Annotated in this window: 16 protein-coding genes and 1 tRNA gene; 4 read left to right on the forward strand and 13 right to left on the reverse strand. The window is 35.1% G+C overall.

Annotated elements, in window-relative coordinates; genetic code table 11:
• Nucleotides 1-36 precede the first annotated feature (36 nt).
• Genes D1818_RS11520 through D1818_RS11550 form a run of 7 tightly spaced genes read right to left on the reverse strand, consistent with a single transcriptional unit; the run spans nucleotide 37 to nucleotide 9,984 of the window.
• The gene (locus D1818_RS11520; RefSeq protein WP_118459115.1) at nucleotides 37-1,113 is read right to left on the reverse strand and encodes a cytochrome c oxidase subunit II; all 1,077 of its coding nucleotides are present in this window, start codon (nucleotides 1,111-1,113) and stop codon (nucleotides 37-39) included.
• Nucleotides 1,114-1,146: 33 nt separating this feature from the next.
• Nucleotides 1,147-2,490: a quinol:cytochrome C oxidoreductase gene (locus D1818_RS11525; protein WP_118459117.1), complete on the reverse strand. Its 1,344-nt coding sequence runs from the start codon at nucleotides 2,488-2,490 to the stop codon at nucleotides 1,147-1,149.
• A gap of 39 nt (nucleotides 2,491-2,529) precedes the next feature.
• Nucleotides 2,530-3,177: a cytochrome c gene (locus D1818_RS11530; RefSeq protein WP_118459119.1), complete on the reverse strand. Its 648-nt coding sequence runs from the start codon at nucleotides 3,175-3,177 to the stop codon at nucleotides 2,530-2,532.
• A gap of 5 nt (nucleotides 3,178-3,182) precedes the next feature.
• A complete protein-coding gene (locus D1818_RS11535) occupies nucleotides 3,183-3,722 on the reverse strand; it encodes a DUF3341 domain-containing protein (protein WP_118459121.1) in 540 nt (179 codons plus the stop codon).
• A gap of 4 nt (nucleotides 3,723-3,726) precedes the next feature.
• Entirely contained in the window at nucleotides 3,727-5,469 is a 1,743-nt protein-coding gene (gene nrfD, locus D1818_RS11540; RefSeq protein WP_118459123.1) for an NrfD/PsrC family molybdoenzyme membrane anchor subunit, read from the reverse strand.
• A 34-nt stretch (nucleotides 5,470-5,503) separates the two neighbouring features.
• Nucleotides 5,504-8,614, reverse strand: coding sequence for a TAT-variant-translocated molybdopterin oxidoreductase (locus tag D1818_RS11545; protein WP_118459125.1), 3,111 nt, complete (start codon nucleotides 8,612-8,614; stop codon nucleotides 5,504-5,506).
• Between the two features lie 56 nt (nucleotides 8,615-8,670).
• A complete protein-coding gene (locus D1818_RS11550) occupies nucleotides 8,671-9,984 on the reverse strand; it encodes a c-type cytochrome (protein WP_118459127.1) in 1,314 nt (437 codons plus the stop codon).
• 223 nt (nucleotides 9,985-10,207) lie between these two features.
• Between D1818_RS11550 and D1818_RS11555 the strand changes: the two genes are divergently transcribed.
• A complete protein-coding gene (locus D1818_RS11555; protein WP_118459129.1) occupies nucleotides 10,208-10,660 on the forward strand; it encodes an SPOR domain-containing protein in 453 nt (150 codons plus the stop codon).
• Nucleotides 10,661-10,741: 81 nt separating this feature from the next.
• Here the strand turns inward: D1818_RS11555 and infB are convergent, their stop codons facing one another.
• From infB to rimP, 3 genes are read right to left on the reverse strand one after another with little or no spacing between them, the layout of a single operon-like run.
• Nucleotides 10,742-13,567 (reverse strand): translation initiation factor IF-2, encoded by a 2,826-nt coding sequence (gene infB / locus D1818_RS11560; protein ID WP_118459131.1) that lies wholly within the window; start codon nucleotides 13,565-13,567, stop codon nucleotides 10,742-10,744.
• Nucleotides 13,568-13,611: 44 nt separating this feature from the next.
• Nucleotides 13,612-14,844: a transcription termination factor NusA gene (gene nusA, locus D1818_RS11565; RefSeq protein WP_118459133.1), complete on the reverse strand. Its 1,233-nt coding sequence runs from the start codon at nucleotides 14,842-14,844 to the stop codon at nucleotides 13,612-13,614.
• Between the two features lie 12 nt (nucleotides 14,845-14,856).
• Nucleotides 14,857-15,324 (reverse strand): ribosome assembly cofactor RimP, encoded by a 468-nt coding sequence (rimP, locus tag D1818_RS11570; protein ID WP_118459135.1) that lies wholly within the window; start codon nucleotides 15,322-15,324, stop codon nucleotides 14,857-14,859.
• A gap of 261 nt (nucleotides 15,325-15,585) precedes the next feature.
• Here rimP and D1818_RS11575 point away from each other — a divergent pair, with 261 nt between their 5' ends.
• Entirely contained in the window at nucleotides 15,586-16,419 is an 834-nt protein-coding gene (locus D1818_RS11575) for a universal stress protein (RefSeq protein WP_370449365.1), read from the forward strand.
• A 141-nt stretch (nucleotides 16,420-16,560) separates the two neighbouring features.
• Here D1818_RS11575 and D1818_RS11580 read toward each other — a convergent pair.
• Nucleotides 16,561-16,633: transfer RNA gene (locus D1818_RS11580), tRNA-Gln, on the reverse strand.
• Nucleotides 16,634-16,849: 216 nt separating this feature from the next.
• On the opposite strand from D1818_RS11580, the gene D1818_RS11585 reads away from it, so the two are divergent.
• A complete protein-coding gene (locus tag D1818_RS11585; protein ID WP_118459137.1) occupies nucleotides 16,850-20,164 on the forward strand; it encodes a DUF2723 domain-containing protein in 3,315 nt (1,104 codons plus the stop codon).
• Nucleotides 20,165-20,213: 49 nt separating this feature from the next.
• Nucleotides 20,214-20,852, forward strand: a complete 639-nt coding sequence (locus D1818_RS11590) for a polysaccharide deacetylase family protein (protein WP_118459139.1) — start codon at nucleotides 20,214-20,216, stop codon at nucleotides 20,850-20,852.
• 23 nt (nucleotides 20,853-20,875) lie between these two features.
• Here D1818_RS11590 and D1818_RS11595 read toward each other — a convergent pair whose 3' ends face one another.
• Together D1818_RS11595 and D1818_RS11600 are read right to left on the reverse strand one after the other, a co-directional pair.
• Complete coding sequence (locus D1818_RS11595; RefSeq protein ID WP_091407947.1) at nucleotides 20,876-21,172, reverse strand: co-chaperone YbbN; 297 nt, start codon at nucleotides 21,170-21,172, stop codon at nucleotides 20,876-20,878.
• A gap of 82 nt (nucleotides 21,173-21,254) precedes the next feature.
• Nucleotides 21,255-22,493 (reverse strand): metallophosphoesterase, encoded by a 1,239-nt coding sequence (locus D1818_RS11600; RefSeq protein WP_118459141.1) that lies wholly within the window; start codon nucleotides 22,491-22,493, stop codon nucleotides 21,255-21,257.
• Between the last annotated feature and the right edge of the window lie 167 nt (nucleotides 22,494-22,660).

Below are 22,660 nucleotides of genomic sequence, written 5' to 3' on the forward strand. Positions count from 1 at the left end.
TATTTTAATAAAATATATTAATTTTTCTTTTTCTTCTTAGTTACTTGCTTGTGCAGATAATTGCTCTTTAAAAGTTTGTTGCGTTTTCAACCAAGCATTATAATCTTCTTCTGATTCGACTACAATTTTCATTTGCATATTATAGTGAGAAGCACCACAAATTTTATTACATAACAAATAGTACTCAAATTCATAAGTTTCTAAAGCTTCATCACCAGCTGCAACTAATTTTTTACTTTTTTCCTTTCTGATCTTATTGATTGTAGCAACTTTTTCCACCATAAACTCACTATTTTTCATCTCTTCAGAAGTCAAAGTAGGCGTATATGAAAACTCTGTGATCATTCCCGGTACTACATTCATTTGTGCTCTAAAAAATGGCATATATGCAGAATGCAATACATCCTGTGAACGCATCTTAAAGATTACCTTTCTATTTACTGGTAAGTGCAATTCATTTACGATCTTATCATCCATTCCGTAAGAATCAGACGCATCCAATCCAAGTGTATTTACACCTTCTATAAAACGGACATTTGCTTTCCCTAATTCATTATCTTCTCCTGCATATCTTGCTCTCCAATCAAACTGATATGCATACAACTCAATAATCAACGGATTTCCCTCTTCCTCATCAATATTCATAATATCAGTCCAAGTAAATAATCCGTATATGATTAATCCAGCTAAAACAATAACCGGAATAATTGTCCAGATAAACTCTAACTTATCATTGTCAGCAAAAAATAATGCTTTATTATTTTTATTACCTCTATATTTATAAGAAAAGAAATGTAATAATCCTTGTGTAATAAATTGTACAATAAATATTAAGATCATCGATATAATCATTAATCTATCGTACTCAACACCGTGTTCTGAAGCAGATTCAGGAAGGAAAAATGTATGATATTGCACAAAGCAATATATAGTTAAAAGGTACATGAATATTACAAAAGCAAGCATTAACTTACCTTGTAAGTTATTATCCTTGTCGTTAGCTACTTGAGAATTATCAACACTTTTAACTTGAGACAACTTCAATATTTTTGACATCTGCCATAAGGAGATTCCAATAAGCGCTATAACTACTATGGTTAAGAATACAGTCATTTTTTATCTATCTTCTTTTTTACGATCTAATTTTTAATAATGAAAGTGTTTACTTTCTTCTATATAAGGATTACCCTTTGCCAATAATGGTGCTTTAGTAAGTGCTTTAAACACTATAAATAAGAACAACCCTAAAAACAGTAATACAGCACTAATTTCCGTAACACCAATAAACCAAGATTCTCCTACCGTTGCAGGCATTATCATATTAAATATATCCACATAATGTCCACATAAGATAATGACTCCAGCCATCACCACGAACCAGTTGATACGTTTATAATCACTATTCATTAATACCAATAATGGAAAAACAAAATTCATTACTACCATCCCAAAGAAAGGCAGCTTATAATCTTCTATACGTGTAATGAAATAAGTTACTTCTTCAGGAATATTAGAATACCAGATTAACATAAACTGAGAGAACCACAAGTACGTCCAAAATATACTTACACCAAACATAAACTTAGCTAAATCATGAATATGGCTATTATTTACGAAGTCCATATATCCTTTTGATTTTAGATATATCGTAATTAGTGCAATTGTAGTAATACCTGAAACAAATAAACTTGCAAAAACATACCAACCAAATAAGGTACTAAACCAGTGCGGGTCGAAACTCATGATCCAATCCCAAGATGCCATAGACTCCGTGTATATAAAAAACACTAAGAATCCAGCTGCTATTTTAAAACTCTTTTTGTACCACTTGTTACCCGCTGTATCTTCATCCTGCTTTCTGGAATACTTTACAGCGAAATGCCTATATAACATCCATCCACTTAAGAAAAATGCCGCTCTAAAAATAAACCAACCACCATTTAACCAACTAGCTTTTCCTTGTAGTAATTTATCATGTGCAACTACTTCCGGATCCGCCCACACAAATAAGTGATTTATATGGAAGCCTGATAAGGCAAGTATCACAAAAAGTATAATTCCTCCAGGAACTAAATATGCTGTAATAGCTTCCATTACCCTAAATAAAACTGGAGACCATCCTGCTTGTGAAGCAAACTGAATTGCATAAAATGCCAATACCCCTAGTGCAATCATAAAAAAGAAAAATGCTGCTACATATAATGCTGCCCAAGGCTTATTTTGTAATTGATGCAAAGTATGCTCATAATGAGCATCTCCGCCATGGGCATCTTCTTTACCGTGAGTTTCTGTACCATGACTTTCATTTGCGTGATCTCCACTTGTTGCTTTTACATCTCCATGTCCTCCTCCGTGAGCATCGTGTGCTGCCATCTCTTTTACATCTTCGATAGTCTTAGGAGCTGACAGAAAACCATAAGTAAGCCCTAAAGCACCTATAACCACAAGGATGATAGAAAATAATCTTAATTTACTTGATAGCGTATACATATTTATATAATATCGTTATTCTTAACTTTTACTAATGCACTAGTGTGCGTTATCATGATTTTCTTCTGTTGCTTCGTGCAGAGTTTCCTCTACTTTTGCTGCTACTATATCAGAATCAATACGAGCCGTTTTGCCTTCTAAATCCGCCTTTAGTTTTTGTACATATTGTACAATCTGCCAACGCTCGTGTTCACTTGTTTGAGAAGCATAAGAACCCATTGAATTAATACCGTAATACATTACGTGATAAATACTACCTTCTGTAATGGCTCTACCTATATCATCATAGCTAGGAACACCAAGAATCTTTTCTCTTTGAACCAAAGTACCTTTACCATCTCCTTTTGTTCCGTGACAAATAGCGCAGTAAATATCGTATAAAGCTTTCCCAGCTTCCTCATTTGCTTTCGTATAGCGTATTTGATTCTTTAAAGAGTCCTTAGCTAATTGATAACCTTCAGGAGCATTCTCGAAGTCATAAGGCATCCAACCTCTGGGAATAGAACCTTCTGCAGGTAGCATAGCTTCCTGACCCCCTGGAAAAACTCCGTATTGACCATAAGTTTCATAACCTACTGGCGCATACATATTAGGCATATACTGATAATTAGGCTTTGTATCTTTTTTACAAGAAACAATACTTATCATCATTATTGCTACTACTATTATATTTATACTATTCTTCATTATTACTAATGGTTATCTTCTTGCTTATCTATTACTTTAATCTCAACCGCACCTGTATTACTTAAGAAGCTTGTCATGGTATCTAGATCATGATGGCTAGCATCTACTTCCATTAAGAAATGGTCATCGGTAGTTCTTACGTCAGGATTTTCAGCTTCTTTGAATGGCCATAATTTACTTCTCATATAAAAAGTAATTACCATTAAATGCGCTGCAAAGAACACTGTAAGTTCGAACATAATTGGAACAAAAGCCGGCATATTTTCGATATAGCTAAAACTTGGTTTTCCACCTATATTTTGAGGCCAATCTTCAATCATGATGTAATTCATCATAGTAATTGCTACCGTAAGTCCAACACATCCATACATAAATGCTGTGATAGCTAACCTTGTTGGAGCTAATCCCATTACTTTATCAAGACCGTGAACAGGAAAAGGTGTATAAACCTCTTCGATATGATAATGCTCCGCACGTACTTGCTTTACAGCGTCCATAAGGACATCATCATCTGTATATAATGCATGTATAACTTTTGATGCCATACTTCTAGTTGTTTTTTAATTTTTCAGCCTGTCCAGCCCAATCATCGCGTTGTGCTCTTCCTGGGAAAGATCCTGTGATACTATCTAATAAATTATATTCTGTTTCGGTCATCTTACTTACCTGATCAAAAGTATAAATACCTATCTCATTAAGTTTTTTCTCCATTACCGGACCAATACCATTAACCTTTTTAAGATCATCAGCCGTTTGAGTAGCAGCATCAAAAGTTCCTAAGTTTCCTAATAGATTATTTATATCGTCCTGACTTGCTTCACTACCTTTTGATGGAGCGTCAGTATCTACCGATTTTTCATCTATAATAACTTGAGCCTTTACCTTAGGTAACTCATCTCTATGATCTATACCTGCTTCTCTAAGTTTTTTATATTTTTCTCCTGATGATTTCAAAATTGTTTTCACCTCTGCTTGAGCTATCACTGGGAATGTACGAGCATACAATAAAAATAATACAAAGAAGAATCCTATCGTTCCTATAAATATCCCAATATCTACAAATGTAGGTGAAAACATTGTCCAAGAAGATGGTAAATAATCTCTGTGAAGCGAAGTCACAATAATTACAAATCGTTCAAACCACATCCCTATGTTTACCACAATAGAGATAATAAATGAGAACATTATACTTCTTCTTAGTTTAGGAAACCACATAAACTGTGGCGAAAATACATTACAAGACATCATCGCCCAATATGCCCACCAGTAAGGTCCAGTAGCTCTGTTTAAGAATGCATATTGTTCGTACTCTACTCCAGAGTACCAAGCAACAAACAGCTCGGTTATATATGCGACACCAACTATAGAACCTGTAATCATAATTACAATATTCATTAATTCTATATGTTGAATCGTAATGTAATTTTCAAGATTAGATACCTTTCTCATTATAATAAGAAGTGTATTTACCATTGCAAATCCAGAGAAAATCGCACCTGCCACAAAATACGGAGGAAAGATAGTAGTATGCCATCCAGGAATTACCGAGGTAGCAAAGTCAAAGGATACAATCGTATGTACAGAAAGCACTAATGGAGTCGCTAAACCTGCAAGTACCAAAGATACCTCTTCGAAACGTTGCCAATCTTTAGCCCTACCACTCCATCCAAATGAAAGGATGCCGTATATCTTTTTATTGAAAGGCGTAATAGCACGGTCTCGGATCATTGCAAAATCAGGCAACAAACCAGTCCACCAAAATACTAATGATACTGAAAGATATGTGGAAATTGCAAATACATCCCAAAGTAATGGTGAGTTAAAGTTTACCCACAAAGAACCAAACTGATTCGGAATAGGTAATACCCAATATGCTAACCAAGGACGTCCCATATGTATTATTGGGAATAAACCTGCCTGAATAACTGAAAATATAGTCATTGCTTCCGCAGATCTATTAATCGCCATTCTCCATTTTTGACGGAATAACAATAATACCGCCGAAATTAAAGTTCCAGCGTGACCTATACCTACCCACCAAACGAAGTTGGTAATATCCCAGGCCCATCCTACTGTTTTATTTAATCCCCAGGTTCCAATACCTGTAGATACTGTGTAAATTATACAACCTATTCCCCATAGGAAAGCAAAAAGAGCGATAGAAAACACAATCCACCAAGATTTATTTGCTTTACCTTCAACTGGTGCTGCAACATCCACAGTTACATCGTGGTACGTTTTATCGCCAGTTACTAAAGGTTTTCTTATAGGTGCTTCGTAATGAGACATAATCCTTTATAATTGAATTGATTCTTTATTTAGTTAATTAGGCTTCTGTAGTATTTCTTACTTTCGTCTGATACATCACATTCGGTTTAGTACCTACGTGCTCCAGTAAGTGATACATACGTTTATCCTCTGTTAATTTAGCTACTTCACTATCCTTATCATTTATATCACCGAATGTCATAGCTCCAGAAGAACAAGCCGCCGAACAAGCCGTTTGGAATTCCCCATCCTTAATAGCTCTTCCATCTCTCTTAGCATCCAAAATTGTCTTTTGTGTCATTTGAATACACATAGAACATTTTTCCATAACTCCTCTAGAACGAACAGTAACATCAGGATTTAATACCATACGACCTAAATCGTTATTCATATGGTAATCAAACTCGTCATTTTCGTTATACAAGAACCAGTTAAACCTACGTACTTTGTAAGGACAGTTATTTGCACAATATCTAGTACCTACACAACGGTTATAAGCCATATGATTCTGACCTTGTCTTCCGTGAGATGTTGCCGCAACAGGACAAACAGTTTCACAAGGTGCGTGATTACAATGCTGACACATTACTGGTTGGAATGCAACTTCTGGATTATCAGAAGGCACTTCCATTTCTCCAAACTCAGACAAAGAACTACTTAGCCCTTTCATGTCATTCTTCTTTTGATTATCGCCATCAAAGCTATCTTCTGAAGAATAATAACGGTCAATACGCAACCAGTGCATATCACGTGATCTACGAATTTCTGATTTACCTACAACAGGAACGTTATTTTCCGCGTGACAAGCAATCACACAAGCTCCGCATCCAGTACAAGCATTTAAATCAATAGAAAGATTAAAATGATGCCCGATTGAACGATCAAATTCATCCCAAAGATCAACTTCTGGAGAAGTCACTTCATATTCTATATGATTCTTGCTCACTTCTGGAACTGCGTTCCATTCGTGCTTATCTTTTGTATTAAATATCTCTAAAGTCGTTTCTTTGATGATATCACCACGACCCATTAGTGTATTATGTAATTGCACGCAAGCAAATTCGTGCGTACCTTCAGCTTTTGCTAACGTAACGGATTGGACAGCATTTTGGTTTTGATATAATGTATATGCATTTACACCAACTTGCATTTCTTCTTTAAGACCAGCTTTCTTACCATACCCTAAAGCTAAACCTACAGATCCTTGAGCTTGTCCAGGCTGAATAATTACCGGTGCAGTTACACTAACACCATTAACCGTAACAGTGGCATAGCTTCCGTTTAAAGCACCATTAGCAACATTCTCATTTATTAATCCTTGAGATTCTGCATCTGCTCTTGATACAGTTAAGTAGTTGTCCCAAGATGCTCTAGTAATTGGGTCAGGCATCTCTTGTAACCAAGGATTGTTCGCCTGTTGTCCATCACCTAATGCAGTCTTCGTATATAAAGTAAGTTCTAGTCCATTTGATTTTGCTGTAGCCAATCTTCTTGCCGCAGCTCCAATATTAGGACCAACAGGTACTTCAACTTCTACAGCATCTTCTTCCGGAGCAGCAATAGCAGTTTCTAATGACTCTTTAGCAAGGACTGGTTTAACCAATACTCCATCATGTAATGCCTGATTCCAAGAAGTTCCACCAAGAACACCTGTCCAAGCACTTTTAATATAATCGTTATATGTAGCAGTATTTCCAGTCCACTTTAACAATGTTTCCTGAAACTGTCTTGTTTCAAATAAAGGTCGAATAGTAGGCTGCATTAAACTGTAGCTACCCTTCTTTAACTCAACATCTCCCCAAGATTCTAAATAATGTGGAGTTGTAGCAATATAATTACACTCAGAAGCAGTTTCATCATTATGCATACTAAATGCTACCGATATATCTACTTTTTCTAAACCAGCTTTAAACTCGGCCGCATTAGAAAGAGAGTACAATGGATTAACACCAGCTACTAAAAGACCTCCAACACGTCCTGCGTTCATATCTTTTACTAACTGAGCAACTGCTTTAGCATTACCTTGACGTATTTTTCGAGGTGTATCTTCACTAAAAGCTTTAGTATTAATATGCTTATTAATAGCTAAAACTAATAATTGTGCATCCACATCCTGAATTCCTGATACAACAATAGCGTTGCTGCCTGCTTTCTGAATTTGTTTAGCAGCTTGCACAACCGCTGCATCCAATTCAGCATCTAACGATCCTTTAGACCCAGCACCTGTTACATATTTATACAATGCAGCTAACACCTGTTTTTGTTGCGTAGGTGTAGCTTTAATTCTTTTATCTGCATTTGCTCCAGAAAGAGACATATTTGCTTCAAACTGAATATGCTTTGACATTTTTCCATTTTTCGGAACACGTCCTTCTGCATAACCAGAATCATATCCTCCTCCTTGCCAATCCCCTAAGAAATCGGCAGCAACACTAACAATAGTATTTACTTTAGAAAAATCATAATCTGCTAATGCTCTTTCACCATACATCATCTCATAAGCATCCAAAGCTTCACTAGAAGAAACAGCATCATATACAACGTGAGAAACGTTATTATACTTCGCTTTAAATTCTGCTATTAGTTTAGAAGTTGAAGGACTAGCAAAAGTCTGGGTTAACAAAACAATTTGCTTACCTCCAAGACTATTTAATTTAGCACCTACTTCTTTATCAAGATCTTCCCAACTAATATCTTCACCTGCTTTTTTAGGACCTTGTAAACGAGAACTATCATACAATGACAGAACAGACGCATGAACCCTAGCATTTGCTTCTCCGTTAGAAGTAGCTAGATTATTATTCTCTACTTTTATCGGACGACCTTCTCTTGTTTTAATTAAAACACTTGCAAAATCAAAACCGTCGGCAATTGTAGTTGCATAATAGTTAGCAACGCCAGGAACAATTCTCTCTGGTTGTACTACATATGGTATTGATTTAATTACTGGTCCTTCACAAGCTGCTAAAGATGCAGCCGCTGTACTAAAACCTACATATTTAAGAAAATCACGACGTGAAGTCGAAGAATTTTCCAGAGATGATTTATCTCCTAAAAACTCATCCGTTGGAATATCCTGAACGAACTCATTTTGTTGTAGCGTCTCAACAATAGAGCTATTTTCCTTTAGCTCTTCAACACTTTTCCAGTATTTCTTGTTTGATGACATATATAATTGATATTAGCTTCTTACTTATTTTCTCGCTTAAACGAATAAATCATTTATTAATAGTGGCATTTACCACATTCCAAACCACCCATTTGAGCAGCTGTGAGTTTATCTACTCCATACTTCTTAGACAATTCTGAATGAATCTTTTCATAATACTCATTGCCTTCTACCTTCACATTAGTTTCTCTATGACAGTTAATACACCATCCCATAGTTAAAGGAGCATGTTGATACATAATCTCCATCTCTTCCACAGGTCCGTGACATTTCTGACACTCTATTCCTGCAACACTTACGTGCTGAGAGTGATTAAAGTATGCGAAATCAGGAAGATTATGAATACGAACCCACTTAACCGGCTCAGTATCTCCTGTATAAGACTGTGTGTTTTCATCCCAACCTACTGCCTTATATAGTTTCTTAATCTCTCCATCATAAAACTCTTTAGAGTAATCGGCAGTTGCGGTAGCATCCGCAACCTCACTAATCGATTTATGACAGTTCATACACACATTTAGAGAAGGAATCCCTGAGTGCTTAGAAACTCTAGCAGAAGAGTGACAGTACTTACACTCTATTTTATTATCACCAGCGTGAATCTTATGCGAATAATGGATAGGCTGAATTGGCATATACCCTTGATCAACACCCACTTGCATAAAATAACCATAAACAAAGTACCCACTAGCCAACAATAAAAATATTGCAGACACTAATACTAAGAATTGGTTTTGAACAAATGCTTTCCATATTGGAGTTCTAGTTTCTGTCTCAGGCAATTCAACACCATTCGCCTCTGCAAAACTCCTAAGTGTCTTATTTACCAAAAACAATACAACTACCAACATTAAGAACACTAATGCCAATGCAGCTAAGGCAAGGTTAGAAGAAACCCCTCCTCCAGTCTGAGCAACTGGCTCTAAACCAGGTGGTGGTGTTGGCGGTGTATAAGGAACCGACACATATGCTAAAATATTATCAATATCCGCGTTTGTTAACTGCGGAAATGCATTCATAGCAGTTTTGTTATACTCCTCATAGATAGCAACAGCAGCTGCATCACCAGAAGCAATCATCGCTGCACTATTCTTAATCCAAGAATATAACCATTCTCTATCGTGTTTTTCTGTAACTCCAAACAGCGCAGGACCTGTCATCTTTTTGTAACGCTTATGACAAGCAGCACATAGCGATTTAAATAACGCTTCTCCTTTAGCTACATCTCCACCTGCGGTAGATTCTGCAACAACAGCTTCAGTCGATGCCGGATCTCCCTGTGCAAAAACTGGAGTCAATAAAGAGAACAAAAAGACAGTTCCTAGAAGTAGGAGTTTTGAGGCTGAATTTCGGTATTTCACCTGTTTCATATTATTAAGTAGAATTATCGTCTAAATTTTGGTATGGTTTTTTCATTATTCGTAAAAAAACGTGTAAAAACCACTCCCATTTAATTCGACAGCAAAAGTACTATAATAAGTCGATTTTAGAAATGTTAGCGAACTGTTAAGTGCTAATTTATAACAATTCTAAATAATATTTTTAAAGGAATTTGAGTTATTAAACTTTACCTTTGTATCAAATCTATTTGTAATGAGAATTTTAAATAAAAAAAACAACCTTTTACTACTAGGTTTTTGTTTTACAGGAATCACTTATCTGAGCGCACAAGACTCTACTAATTCTGATAATCCGTCGGTTTTTACTACAGTGGAGATGACTCCTCCTGCCGAACCAGTCGTAACCATTAATCAAGATCCTAGAATTAAACAACTACTGGACATCAAAACGAAAATGGATAAAGACGGAGTACTTAGTGAAAATTATAAAATCCAATTATATAATGGAAATATGAATGAAGCTCAAAAGGTTCTAAAAAAAGCAGAAGCAACTTTTCCCCAATGGAAGACTGATATCAAGTGGGAAACTCCAGATTTTAAAGTTTGGATCGGTAACTACAGAAGTAAACTAGAAACAGACCGAGCTTTAAAGGACATCAAAAAAGAATTTGCAGGTGCATTCCCTTTTAAGCCGGAAAAAAAATAAACTACTATTCCACCACACTTAAAAAAATAAAGCCCGATCAATATGATCGGGCTTTATTTTTATTATCTATTACTTAAGATTCTATAATTTTTTCTTCACAGCTACTTCCTGGAAAGATTCAATTACATCCCCTATTTTAATATCATTATAATTCTTGACTTGTAATCCACAATCATATCCTTTAGATACTTCTTTAGCATCGTCTTTAAATCTCTTTAAAGAAGACAACTCTCCAGTATATACAACCACACCTTCGCGGATTAGTCGTATACCAGCATTTCGGATTATCTTTCCAGTTTGTACCATACAACCAGCGATCGTACCAACTTTAGAAATCTTAAATGTTTCTCTGATTTCTGCGGTACCAGTAATCTCCTCTTTCATAACTGGAGATAACATACCTTCCATCGCATCTTTCAGATCATTAATTGCGTCATAAATAATCGAATATGTTCTGATATCAATTTCTTCTTTATCTGCAACCTGACGAGCATTACCAGCTGGCCTTACATTAAACCCAATAATGATTGCATCAGAAGCCGAAGCTAACAACACATCACTCTCCGTAATAGCTCCAACAGCTTTATGTATAATATTTACATGAATTTCTTCAGTAGATAATTTTTGGAAAGAATCCGTTAAAGCCTCTACAGATCCATCCACATCACCTTTAAGGATAATATTTAATTCTTTAAAGTCTCCGAGAGCAATACGACGTCCAATCTCATCAAGTGTAATATGTCGTTGCGTTCTTACAGACTGCTCTCTATGTAATTGAGCTCTTTTAGATGCTATATCCTTAGCTTCTCTTTCATCTTCAAGCACACTAAATTTATCACCTGCTTGCGGCGCACCATCGAGACCTAAAATTGAAACTGGAGTAGATGGCCCTGCTTCTTTAACATTATTACCTCGTTCATCTTGCATCGCCTTCACCTTACCACTATTCTTACCAGCTAATACATAATCTCCAACACGTAAAGTTCCTGTTTGTACTAAAATTGTAGATACATACCCTCTACCTTTATCAAGGAAAGCTTCCACTACTGTTCCTGAAGCAAATCGATCTGGATTAGCTTTCAATTCCAAGATTTCAGCTTCTAACAATACTTTCTCTAAAAGCTCTTTAACTCCTTGTCCAGTTTTAGCAGAGATATCGTGAGATTGAATTTTTCCACCCCAATCTTCTACCAATAAATTCATAGAAGCCAACTTCTCTTTTATCTTTTCTGGATTAGCTTCCGGTCTATCCACTTTATTTATTGCAAAAATAATCGGAACTCCTGCAGCTTGTGCATGACTAATTGCTTCTTTGGTCTGCGGCATTACATCATCATCCGCTGCAATCACAATAATAGCCATATCCGTTACTTGAGCACCACGAGCACGCATCGCCGTAAAGGCTTCGTGACCAGGTGTATCTAAAAATGCTATTTTCTGTCCATTTGCCAACTGCACACCATACGCACCAATATGCTGCGTAATTCCACCACTTTCACCTGCGATTACATTCTCTTCACGAATATAATCCAGTAAGGATGTTTTACCATGATCTACGTGTCCCATTACAGTAACGATAGGCGCTCTTAACACAAGATCCTCTGGTGCATCAACAATTTCTTCAATTGATTCTTCTATATCAGAAGTAACAAAGTCTACCTCATAACCAAATTCATCTGCAACAATAGACAATGTCTCAGCATCTAAACGCTGATTCATCGTAACCATAATACCAAGAGACATACAAGCCGAAATTACCTGAGTTGTCGGAACGTCCATCATAGTCGCTACCTCTGAAACAGTAACAAACTCTGTTACCTTAAGCACTTTACTTTCCTGTTCTTGCTGAGCTACATCATCTTCCGCTTTTTGACGGTGCTGATCACGCTTATCTCTACGATATTTAGCCGCTTTAGATTTATTTGATTTCCCTTGAAGTTTTTCAAGAGTTTCTCTAACCTGCTTTTGTACTTCTTCTTCGCTCGGCTCTTCTTTAACAACAGCCGGTCTTTTTCCTTTTCCTGGACCACGATTTCCGGGACCACGATTTCCAGGACCTCTATTACCTGGACCACGGTTTCCACCTCTATTACCAGGTCCTCCAGATTTACCAGCACCCTCTTTACTTATTCTTCTACGACGCTTTTTCGCATCTCCATCAGAAGATTTATCGGATTTTTCTTCCTTCTTTTTCGGCGGTTTCTGAAATTTAGTTAAATCAATTTTCTGGCCTGTAAAGTTAGGCCCATCTAATTTTTTATACTGTGTTTCGACTTTAACCGGCTCTGCCTGAACATCCGGTTCTTGAGGAGCTTGAGGTTCTTTTTTTGCAGAAGCTTGCTCCACAGGTTTTGAAGCCTTCTTTTGCTCTAAATCAATAGGAGCCACTTTTGCAATTTTTATACCTTTTTTCGCAGGTCTATTAGAAATCACTTCAGGTTCTTTTACTTGCTCCTTTTCTATTTCTTTTTCCTTTACCTCTTCCTTCTTAGGCGTTTCAGTTGCTTCTATTGCTTCTTTTTCTTCGGACTGTTCAGCAACTTCTTCCTTCTTCTTATCCAATTCAATCTTACCTACTTGTTTAGGTCCTGTTAATTGGGCTTTAGCTTTTACAACTTCACGGGCTTCGGCACGCTTGCGTCTTTCCTCCTGCTCGGTCTCAATCTGCACTCGAAGCGCTTCCTTTTCTTTTCTTTTTTCCTCACCAACCTCTTTTGAAGCCACTTTCTTACTCTTGTCTGTCTGGAACTCATCAAACAACAGCTGATAGATCTCTGCAGAAATTTTTGTGGTAGGACGCGAGTCTATCTCATGACCTTTTGAATTCAAAAAGTCAACAGCCCGATCTAGCGAGATATTGAATTCGCGTAATACCTTATTTAATCTCATTGTTTTTGCTTCAGCCATAAATGCCTTTTATTTTATGCTCAAATATAAATTAATTGAAGTTATTAATCTTCAAATTCTGATTTTAATATTCTAATAACTTCACCTACAGTCTCTTCCTCAAGATCTGTTCTTTTCACTAAATCTTTAATATCTTGTTCTAAAATACTCTTAGCTGTATCTAATCCTATTTTAGCAAATTCTTCTATAATCCAAGAATCAATTTCATCAGAAAACTCTGATAATTCAACATCCTCTTCTACACCTTCTCTGAATACATCAATTTCATATCCTGTCAATTGACCTGCTAATCTTATATTATGACCACCACGTCCAATTGCTTTAGAAACTTCTTCGGGTTTTAGCATAACTTCCGCTCGCCCACCTTCTTCATTTAACTTAATAGAAGTTACTCTTGCCGGACTTAACGCTCTAGTAATATATAATTGTAAATTATTCGTATAATTAATTACATCTATATTTTCATTTCCTAGCTCCCTAACAATCCCGTGAATACGAGACCCTTTCATACCAACACATGCTCCAACCGGGTCTATTCTATCATCATATGAATCTACAGCAACCTTCGCTTTTTCACCAGGTATTCTTACTACTTTCTTAACAGTAATTAAACCATCAAACACTTCAGGAATCTCAGATTCAAATAATTTCTCTAAAAACAAAGGAGAAGTTCTGGACATTACAATTGCAGGTTTATTACCTTTTAACTCCACAGATTCAATTACCCCTCTTACATTTTCTCCTTTTCTGAAAAAATCAGATGGTATCTGTCTGTCTTTTGGCAAAATTATCTCATTACCCTCATCATCCAACAAAATGATCGCTCTATGACGAATATGATGTACTTCTGCAGTATATATCTCTCCTTCTAATTCTTTAAATTGCTTATAAATATTAGTATTATCGTGTTCATGTATTTTAGAAATTAAATTTTGACGTAAAGCCAAAATCGAACGTCTACCTAAATCTATTAACTTAACTTCCTGAGAAACATCTTCTCCTATTTCAAAGTCAGGTTCTATCTTTTGAGCCTCAGAAAGAGATATTTCCTGATTCCCATCTTCTACTTCTCCATCAGCAACTACAATACGGTTTCTCCAAATTTCTAAATCTCCCTTATCAGGGTTTATAATGATATCGAAATTATCATCACTACCAAATTTCTTTTTTAATGCATTTCTAAACACATCTTCTAAGATCGCCATTAGCGTAACACGATCGATTAACTTATCATCCTTAAATTCTGAAAATGAATCTATTAATGCGATGTTTTCCATATCAATTTATAATTAAAATGTTATCATAACTTTTGCTTCTTGTATTTCTTTGTAAGAAACACAAGCTTCTTTTGTTACAGTTATTTTTCCTTTACCCACTGGTTTCGGCTCTCTGGTTTTCCAAACCAACGTTATATTATCACCTGTCACAGAAGTTAATTCTCCTTCTATAGTAGTACTATCCTCTGTTTTAACTTTTAATTTTCTTCCTATATTCTTCTTATACTGTCGCTGATGCGTTAGTCCTTCAGAAACTCCCGCCGACATTACCTGTAATGAAAAATCTTCTTCTTCGCGATCCAGATTATGTTCAATTGCCCTGCTTACTGCTATGCAATCTTCTACAGTCACACCTTCATCACCATCAATGATGATCTCAATACTATTACCTGGTTGTATTTTTTGATCAATCAAAAAAAGCGTGGACCTTTCTTCAAGGGCTTCTTCTAATAAACTCTGAACTTTATCTTTTAATGACATAAGTAGATAAAAAGAGGGGACTTTTCGTCCCCTCAATCTGGTTTTTTAATTTCAACGGTGCAAAGATAGTAATAATATCTTAGATTCAAAACCTACTTAAGAATGAATTTATTAGTAATTTTAAATGACTATTAGGGGATTACCTCTATAATTTATCTAAAGTAATACTTATAAGACATATTATAGCATAACGCTTCCTTTAACCAAAAAACGAAATAAAATTGTCTTTTTACTGGCAATTTTTCCTAAACACAATTAATCATGATCAAAAAAATTCTAGTACCTACAGATTTTTCTTCTCAAGCCGAAAGCGCCCTCAAAGTAGCGGCACAAATAGCCAAAAAAAATGACTGTCAAATTTATCTTTTACATATTTTAGAAATGCCAGTTCATTTAGTTGACCTAATGTCTACCGGAGCTTCTGCTCCAGCACCAGAGGCTATTTTTTTCATGAAGCAAACTCATAAAAAGTTCGAAGAAGTTATGGCCAGTGATTATTTACAAGGTCTAGAAATAATCGAAACTGTAAGTTTTGAAGATGTACTTCAAGGTATTATGGATTCTTGCAAAAAAAATGATATTGATATGATTATCATGGGATCGCATGGATCCACAGGGTTTGAAGAGTTATTTATCGGATCGAATGCCGAGAAAGTAGTTCGAACCTCCGAAAAACCAGTATTAGTTATCAAAGAAGATTGCGACATCTTTAGCGTTAATGATATTGTTTATGCTACAAATTTTGATGATGAAGATAAACCTTCTTTAATTGCAGCTCACGGATTTGCTAAACAATTGAACGCAAAACTTCATTTATTATGGATAAACACCGCCAATAGTTTCAAAACCACTAACGAAACTGAAGAGAAAATGAATTTAATGATCGCTGATCTTCCTATTGACAATTATACTTTGAATATTTATAATGACATTAATGTAGAAAAAGGAATTCTAAATTTTGCCAATTCCGTGGATGCTGGTTTAATTGGAATTAGTACGCATGGAAGAAAAGGATTATCTCACTTTATAAACGGAAGTCTTGGTGAAGATGTTGTGAATCATGCTAAAAGACCGGTACTAACTTTTAAAATATAACTTCTATAAAAGTCGCTAAACACAAAGAGCAATAGTTAAACTATTGCTCTTTGTATGTTTTAATAAGTTTGTGTAATTTCTGAACAGAATATCTATATATAAAAAAAAGGAACAACAGTAAATTAGTTGTTCCTTTTTATGTTGGTCTACTAGGGCTCGAACCTAGACTCTTCTGGACCAAAACCAGACGTGTTGCCAGTTACACCATAGACCAATGTATCTTTGCGGGTGCAAATTTAATATATTCTTTTTGGTCTGCAAACATTTTTTTTAAAAATTTACCTTGCAGTTGTTTTTTAACAGTTTTCAAAGGATAAATTTAAATGCAAGCTTTATCAAAATATAAACTTCTGTTAAGCGTTTGCTAAAAAAACTAATAGAGAAGTATTTTTATTACTAAATTCGCCACACTTTATATAACAGTTATCTTATGAATACATTCAACTTTAAAAAGTGGAATCAAATATTAGGATGGGTAGTTTTTACGATAGCCTTATTAGTCTATTACCTAACCGTTGAACCGACTGCCAGTTTTTGGGATGCCGGCGAGTATATTGCAACCTCTTCTAAATTACAAGTAGGACATCCTCCTGGAGCTCCTTTATTTCAGATGATTGGTGCTTTTGCTTCGATATTCGCATCAGATCCAACTAACATAGCGTTTGTAGTAAATATGACTTCAGCTTTTGCGAGTGCATTTGCTATTCTTTTTATGTTTTGGTCTATAACAATTCTGGTAAAGAAGCTAATTATAAAAGATGAAGAATTCACGCATGGCAAAGCGTTAGCAACACTAGGAAGTGGACTGGTAGGGTCACTTGCATTTGCTTTTACCGATAGTTTTTGGTTTAATGCAGTAGAGGCCGAAGTGTATGCGATGGCAACTTGTATATTATCGATACTTTTCTATCTTGGATTACTATGGGAAAGAGACATGCACAAACCCAGAGGAAATCGTTGGCTAATCTTAATTGCTTTTATCGCTGGACTTTCTTTTGGAATTCACTTCATGGGATTACTTTCTATTCCTGCTATTGGATTACTTTATTATTTTAAAAATTATAAGGTCACCCTAAAAAACTTCATTGTTGCTAACATTGTAGTTGTTGCCATATTACTATTCATTTTTAAATTACTATTACCATCTACTTTAAAGCTATTCGGATGGTTTGAAGTAAAATTTGTTAACGCTTTAGGGATGCCCTTCAATTCAGGAACCATCTTTTTAGGCCTTATAATTGCAACTGCATTCTATTTTATTTTAAAGCAAACACGAAAAAGAGAATATCCTTTAATTAACTCTGCAGTACTTTGCGTATTATTTATTTTCATTGGATTCTCATGTTGGATAATGCTACCTATTAGAGCAAATGCAGGAACTGTTATTAATGAAAATAACCCTAATAATGCGCGTGAATTATTAGCATACTATAATCTGGAACAATATCCAGAAACCCATTTGTTTTATGGACCACAATTTACCGAAATATATGCTGGACTAGACGAGGAAAATCCATATGAAGATGACAAACCTAAATATGAGAAGAATCTAAAAACAGGAAAATACGACATTGTAAACGACTGGAAAAATGCCAGACAGAATATCGATGATGCTCAAAAAGCATTTTTACCTAGAATGTGGAGTACAGAACATATATCAAACTATATGGATTTTACTGGTCCTATAAAGTTTACCATTAAGCCAGAATATCAAGATGAATCAGAGTTATTGGAAGCGGTAACACAGTTTAGAAGAGAATATGCTGTAGGAAAGCTTGATAATGATGATTATAATAAATTCTTACGCTCCTTTGGAGATTATCTTAATGTAGAGAAACCTTCATTTAAATCAAATATACAGTATCTGGTAGAGTATCAAATGGGATATATGTACTGGAGATATTTTATGTGGAATTTTGTTGGGAGGCAGGATGACAATCAAGGAAAATATACTGATCTAGAAGGTAACTGGTTAAGTGGTATCAAATTCATAGACGAGATGCATTTAGGATCTCAGGATAATTTACCAACTGATGTAACAAAGAATAAAGCTCGTAATACATACTACTTTTTACCACTATTATTAGGACTTATTGGTTTTGTATTCCAAATGCAACGCGATAAAAAGAATTTCTGGATTCTATTAGTCTTTTTCTTATTTACTGGTCTAGCATTAAAAATATATCTCAATGAAAGACCTTTTGAGCCTAGAGAACGAGATTATGCACTGGTTGGATCATTTTATGTTTTCGCCATCTGGATTGGTTTTGGAGTCTATGCCTTATTTGATATCCTCAAAAACTCCCTGAAACCAAAGCTACTGGCGCCTATAATAACTACAATATGCCTGCTTGCAGTACCTGTATTATTAGCTGCACAGAATTGGGATGACCATGATCGTTCTAATAGATATACTGCTCAAGCAATGGCAAAAATGTATCTACAATCTTGTCAGAAAGACGCTATTCTTTTTACTATTGGTGATAATGACACATTTGCCTTGTGGTATGCACAGGATATAGAAGAATATAGAACAGATGTAAGAACTGTGAATACTAGCCTTTTTGCAACAGACTGGTATATTGATCAGATGAAACGTGCAGCTTATGATGGAAAACCTATCCCATCTCAGTTAACTCATAATTTCTATCGATTTGGGAGTAATGACGCTATTTATTACAAGCCAGTTACCAATGATACTATGCTTATTAAAAACTGGATGCGATGGATCGAAACAGACGACCCGAGAACCAAAGGTGATCTACAAAACGGGAAAAAAGTTAATACATTCCCTACTAAGCATATCAGAATCCCTGTAGATAAAGAAGCTGTTCTTAGAAGCGGGATTGTGCCACAAAAGGATGCAGATCTAATCGTACCCTATATAGACATACATTTAAAAGGAGACTTACTTTTCAAAAATCGCTTACTAATGTTGGACATCATTGCTAACAATAATTGGGAGAGGCCTATATATTTTACTGGAGGTAGTTTTGGAGATGATGATTATTTATGGATGAAGGATTACCTACAATTAGATGGTGTAACGTATAAATTGGTTCCAATCAGAACCCCAATAGACAAAAGTAATCCATATGATATGGGACGTATTGATACAGATGTTATGTATAAAAATGTAACAAGTTGGAATTGGGGAAATAGTGAAGATCCTAATATTTATCACGATCCGGAAACTCGTAAAAATGCCATAACCTACAGAAGTAATCTCGCTAGATTAGTGGAAGCACTTATTACAGAAGGGAAAAAGGAAAAGGCTAAAGAAATTCTTGATCTGGGAATGGAAAAAATGCCTATCGAGTATTATGAATACTACACATTATTAGAACCATACGTTAGTGGATACTATGAAGTAGGAGAAAAAGAAAAGGCACGTGAATTATGGAATAAAATTGCTAAAAAATATCAGGAGCAACTCACTTATTTTGGAAGTCTTACTTTAGAAAATCAATATCAATATGCTAGTGAAATTGTAAGTAATGTAGAACGTTATAGAAGTGTTGTAGATTTATTACTTATTAATCAGGATAGAGATATGATCGAAGAAAAAGCAGAAGAGTTTAATAGATATCTTAGACTATTTACAAGACTCTATTCTGAAGATGAAGAGTATGATAGAGACCAACCAATGACAATAGAGGAATTAGATGAGAATAATTCAATTGGAAAAGAACTTTTAGAAGGTGCCCAAACTATTGATTCTTTAGACAGTATACCAAATTCATAAAATTCAGTGAGCCTCTTTAAAAAAAGAGGCTCAATTTTTTATTGCTAGTTTGAAAATAATACCAGCCAAAACACCAGACAGTATTAAACTATTATTCCCAAATTATATTTGGGATTTCTATGCTAGAAAAGAGAAAAAGATATATCTCACCTTTGATGATGGACCTATTCCTGAAGTTACAGAATTTGTGTTAGATCAATTAAACTTATTTAAAGCAAAAGCTACTTTCTTTTCGATCGGAGAAAACATTAAAAAACATCCTGAGGTTTTTAGCAGAATCATTGCAGAAGGACATCGCATCGGAAATCACACTATGAATCATCTAAAAGCCAGAAAAAGTGCATTTTCTAAATATATAGAGAACGTTCAAGAATGTGAAGAAAAAATAAGTGAACACACAGAAATAAAAGGTAAACTTTTTAGACCTCCATACGGACAATTAAGCAAATCAAAATTAACAGCATTAAGAAAGCGTGGATATCAAATTATATTATGGGATGTTTTATCAAAAGATTGGGATAAAAACACATCCCCAGAACAATGTTTCGAAAATGTAATAAATAATTCAAAAAGCGGAAGTATTATTGTTTTTCACGACAGCATTAAAGCTTCAAAAAATCTAGAATTTGCATTACCCAAGGTACTCAAATACTTTACAGAGAAAGGGTACGTTTTCGACAAGATATAACCAATTTTTTCATTACATTCTAATTAAACATATTCTTTCATAAGACCTATCAGGGTATTAGCATCCTGCTCTCCACTTTGCCTCCATACCATCTCACCTTCTTTGTAAATCATTAAGGTAGGAAGACCTTTAATACGAAGTGCTGTTGCTAATTCTTCATTTTTGTCCACATCTATCTTTATCACTTTGGCTTTATCGCCAAGAGCAGCAGCTACATCGCGCAACACGGGATGCATGGATACAGATGGTTCATTCCATTCAGTATAAAAATCCAGAAGAACCGGAACTTCAATACCTATTAACTCTCCAAACTTTGACATGTTTTAAAAATTTTATCTTCTTACTCTGCCATAGTAACGAACAAAGCCTATATATAATTGTAAATATAACATTTTCTATGAATTAAGCTGGTTTGACGCCTTTCCTCAATTCAATCACTGTAATTTCAGGCCAAATTCCTACTCTTCCTGGAAATGCGTGAAAACCAAAACCTCTGTTGACATTCAAATAACGCCCCATTTCATTATACATTCCAGCCCATTGCTTATATACATATTGAACTGGACTCCATTTTAAAAATCCAGGAATTTCAATACCAAACTGAAATCCATGTGTATGTCCACTAAGCGTAAGATGATAATGATCTTCGTGTTTTTTTACTTCATACTCCCAGTGAGAAGGGTCATGACTTAGTAAAATCTTAAAATCTTCCTTAGAGATACCTTCTGATGCCTTCGTCAAATCTCCTGCTTTTTTGAAATTATGACCCCAGTTCTCTACACCAACAATAGCAATACGCTCTCCATCTTTTTCCACAAAGGCATTTTCGTTAAGCAATAACCTAAAATCAATTTTAGAATGTACTTCTTTAATCGCTTCAAAATTAGCATCCTTTTCTTCCTCGGTATCCCAGGTCACATATTCGCCGTAATCATGATTCCCTAGAATAGAGTATTTACCATAAAAAGGTGTTTTAAGTCCTTTAAAAATATCAATCCAATCATCCATCTCACTTGCCATTGTATTCACTATATCTCCAGTAAACACTAATAAATCGCTTTGCTGTTCATTTATTAAATCTACAGCATATTCAATTTTAGCTACTTCATCAAAACTCCCTGAATGAATATCCGAAATCTGTGTCAAACGAAATCCATCAAATGCTTTAGGAAGATCTTCAAAATAAAGTACATGATTAATCACCTTAAAATTATACTTCCCTCTAAAAATACCATGAACCAATCCAGCAAAAGGAATTGCCGCCACACCTAAAGCCAATTGGCTAATAAATTTTCTTCGATCCGGTAAATATTGGGTGGCATTTCCATCAAAAAAAGTGTTTGTCATATAGGTATAACCTGCCACACAAAGTCTTATAATATCTTCACCAAACATAAACAATACTAAAATCAACTTAGGAACCAAAGTCACCAATAACAAACCACTAGCTCTAAGAGAATATTTGGTAGGCCCCACACTCCTATCATAATTCGCAAAAACGTATATCACATAGCCTATAATAAGCAAAGAGAAAATTAAGTACACAATTTGAACCCATTGATTTTTAGAAATGGTTCTAATCACCTGATAAGCATATAATTCTATTAAAACATAAAGGATTAATGGGATGATCCAGCGCATACAACTAACAATTTTTTGATGAAACAAAACTATCTCACCTTTTTACAACCATAGTCATATTTAAGTAAAAATTAACGGTTTACAAACAATCTATAAGAAAATACAGCATTTACTCGCACTTAGAGACCCTCAACACTATAAATCTTAGAATTTTCTTTCGTATGTAA

It is taken from the genome of Aquimarina sp. BL5, from assembly GCF_003443675.1.
In the GTDB taxonomy this organism is placed as follows: domain Bacteria; phylum Bacteroidota; class Bacteroidia; order Flavobacteriales; family Flavobacteriaceae; genus Aquimarina.

Coding starts and splice junctions, on each gene's coding strand:
- D1818_RS11520 (WP_118459115.1), bottom strand. CDS start 1,113: ATGACTGTATTCTTAACCATAGTAGTTATAGCGCTTATTGGAATCTCC.
- D1818_RS11525 (WP_118459117.1), bottom strand. CDS start 2,490: ATGTATACGCTATCAAGTAAATTAAGATTATTTTCTATCATCCTTGTG.
- D1818_RS11530 (WP_118459119.1), bottom strand. CDS start 3,177: ATGAAGAATAGTATAAATATAATAGTAGTAGCAATAATGATGATAAGT.
- D1818_RS11535 (WP_118459121.1), bottom strand. CDS start 3,722: ATGGCATCAAAAGTTATACATGCATTATATACAGATGATGATGTCCTT.
- D1818_RS11545 (WP_118459125.1), bottom strand. CDS start 8,614: ATGTCATCAAACAAGAAATACTGGAAAAGTGTTGAAGAGCTAAAGGAA.
- D1818_RS11550 (WP_118459127.1), bottom strand. CDS start 9,984: ATGAAACAGGTGAAATACCGAAATTCAGCCTCAAAACTCCTACTTCTA.
- D1818_RS11555 (WP_118459129.1), top strand. CDS start 10,208: ATGAGAATTTTAAATAAAAAAAACAACCTTTTACTACTAGGTTTTTGT.
- infB (WP_118459131.1), bottom strand. CDS start 13,567: ATGGCTGAAGCAAAAACAATGAGATTAAATAAGGTATTACGCGAATTC.
- nusA (WP_118459133.1), bottom strand. CDS start 14,844: ATGGAAAACATCGCATTAATAGATTCATTTTCAGAATTTAAGGATGAT.
- rimP (WP_118459135.1), bottom strand. CDS start 15,324: ATGTCATTAAAAGATAAAGTTCAGAGTTTATTAGAAGAAGCCCTTGAA.
- D1818_RS11575 (WP_370449365.1), top strand. CDS start 15,586: ATGATCAAAAAAATTCTAGTACCTACAGATTTTTCTTCTCAAGCCGAA.
- D1818_RS11585 (WP_118459137.1), top strand. CDS start 16,850: ATGAATACATTCAACTTTAAAAAGTGGAATCAAATATTAGGATGGGTA.
- D1818_RS11595 (WP_091407947.1), bottom strand. CDS start 21,172: ATGTCAAAGTTTGGAGAGTTAATAGGTATTGAAGTTCCGGTTCTTCTG.
- D1818_RS11600 (WP_118459141.1), bottom strand. CDS start 22,493: ATGCGCTGGATCATCCCATTAATCCTTTATGTTTTAATAGAATTATAT.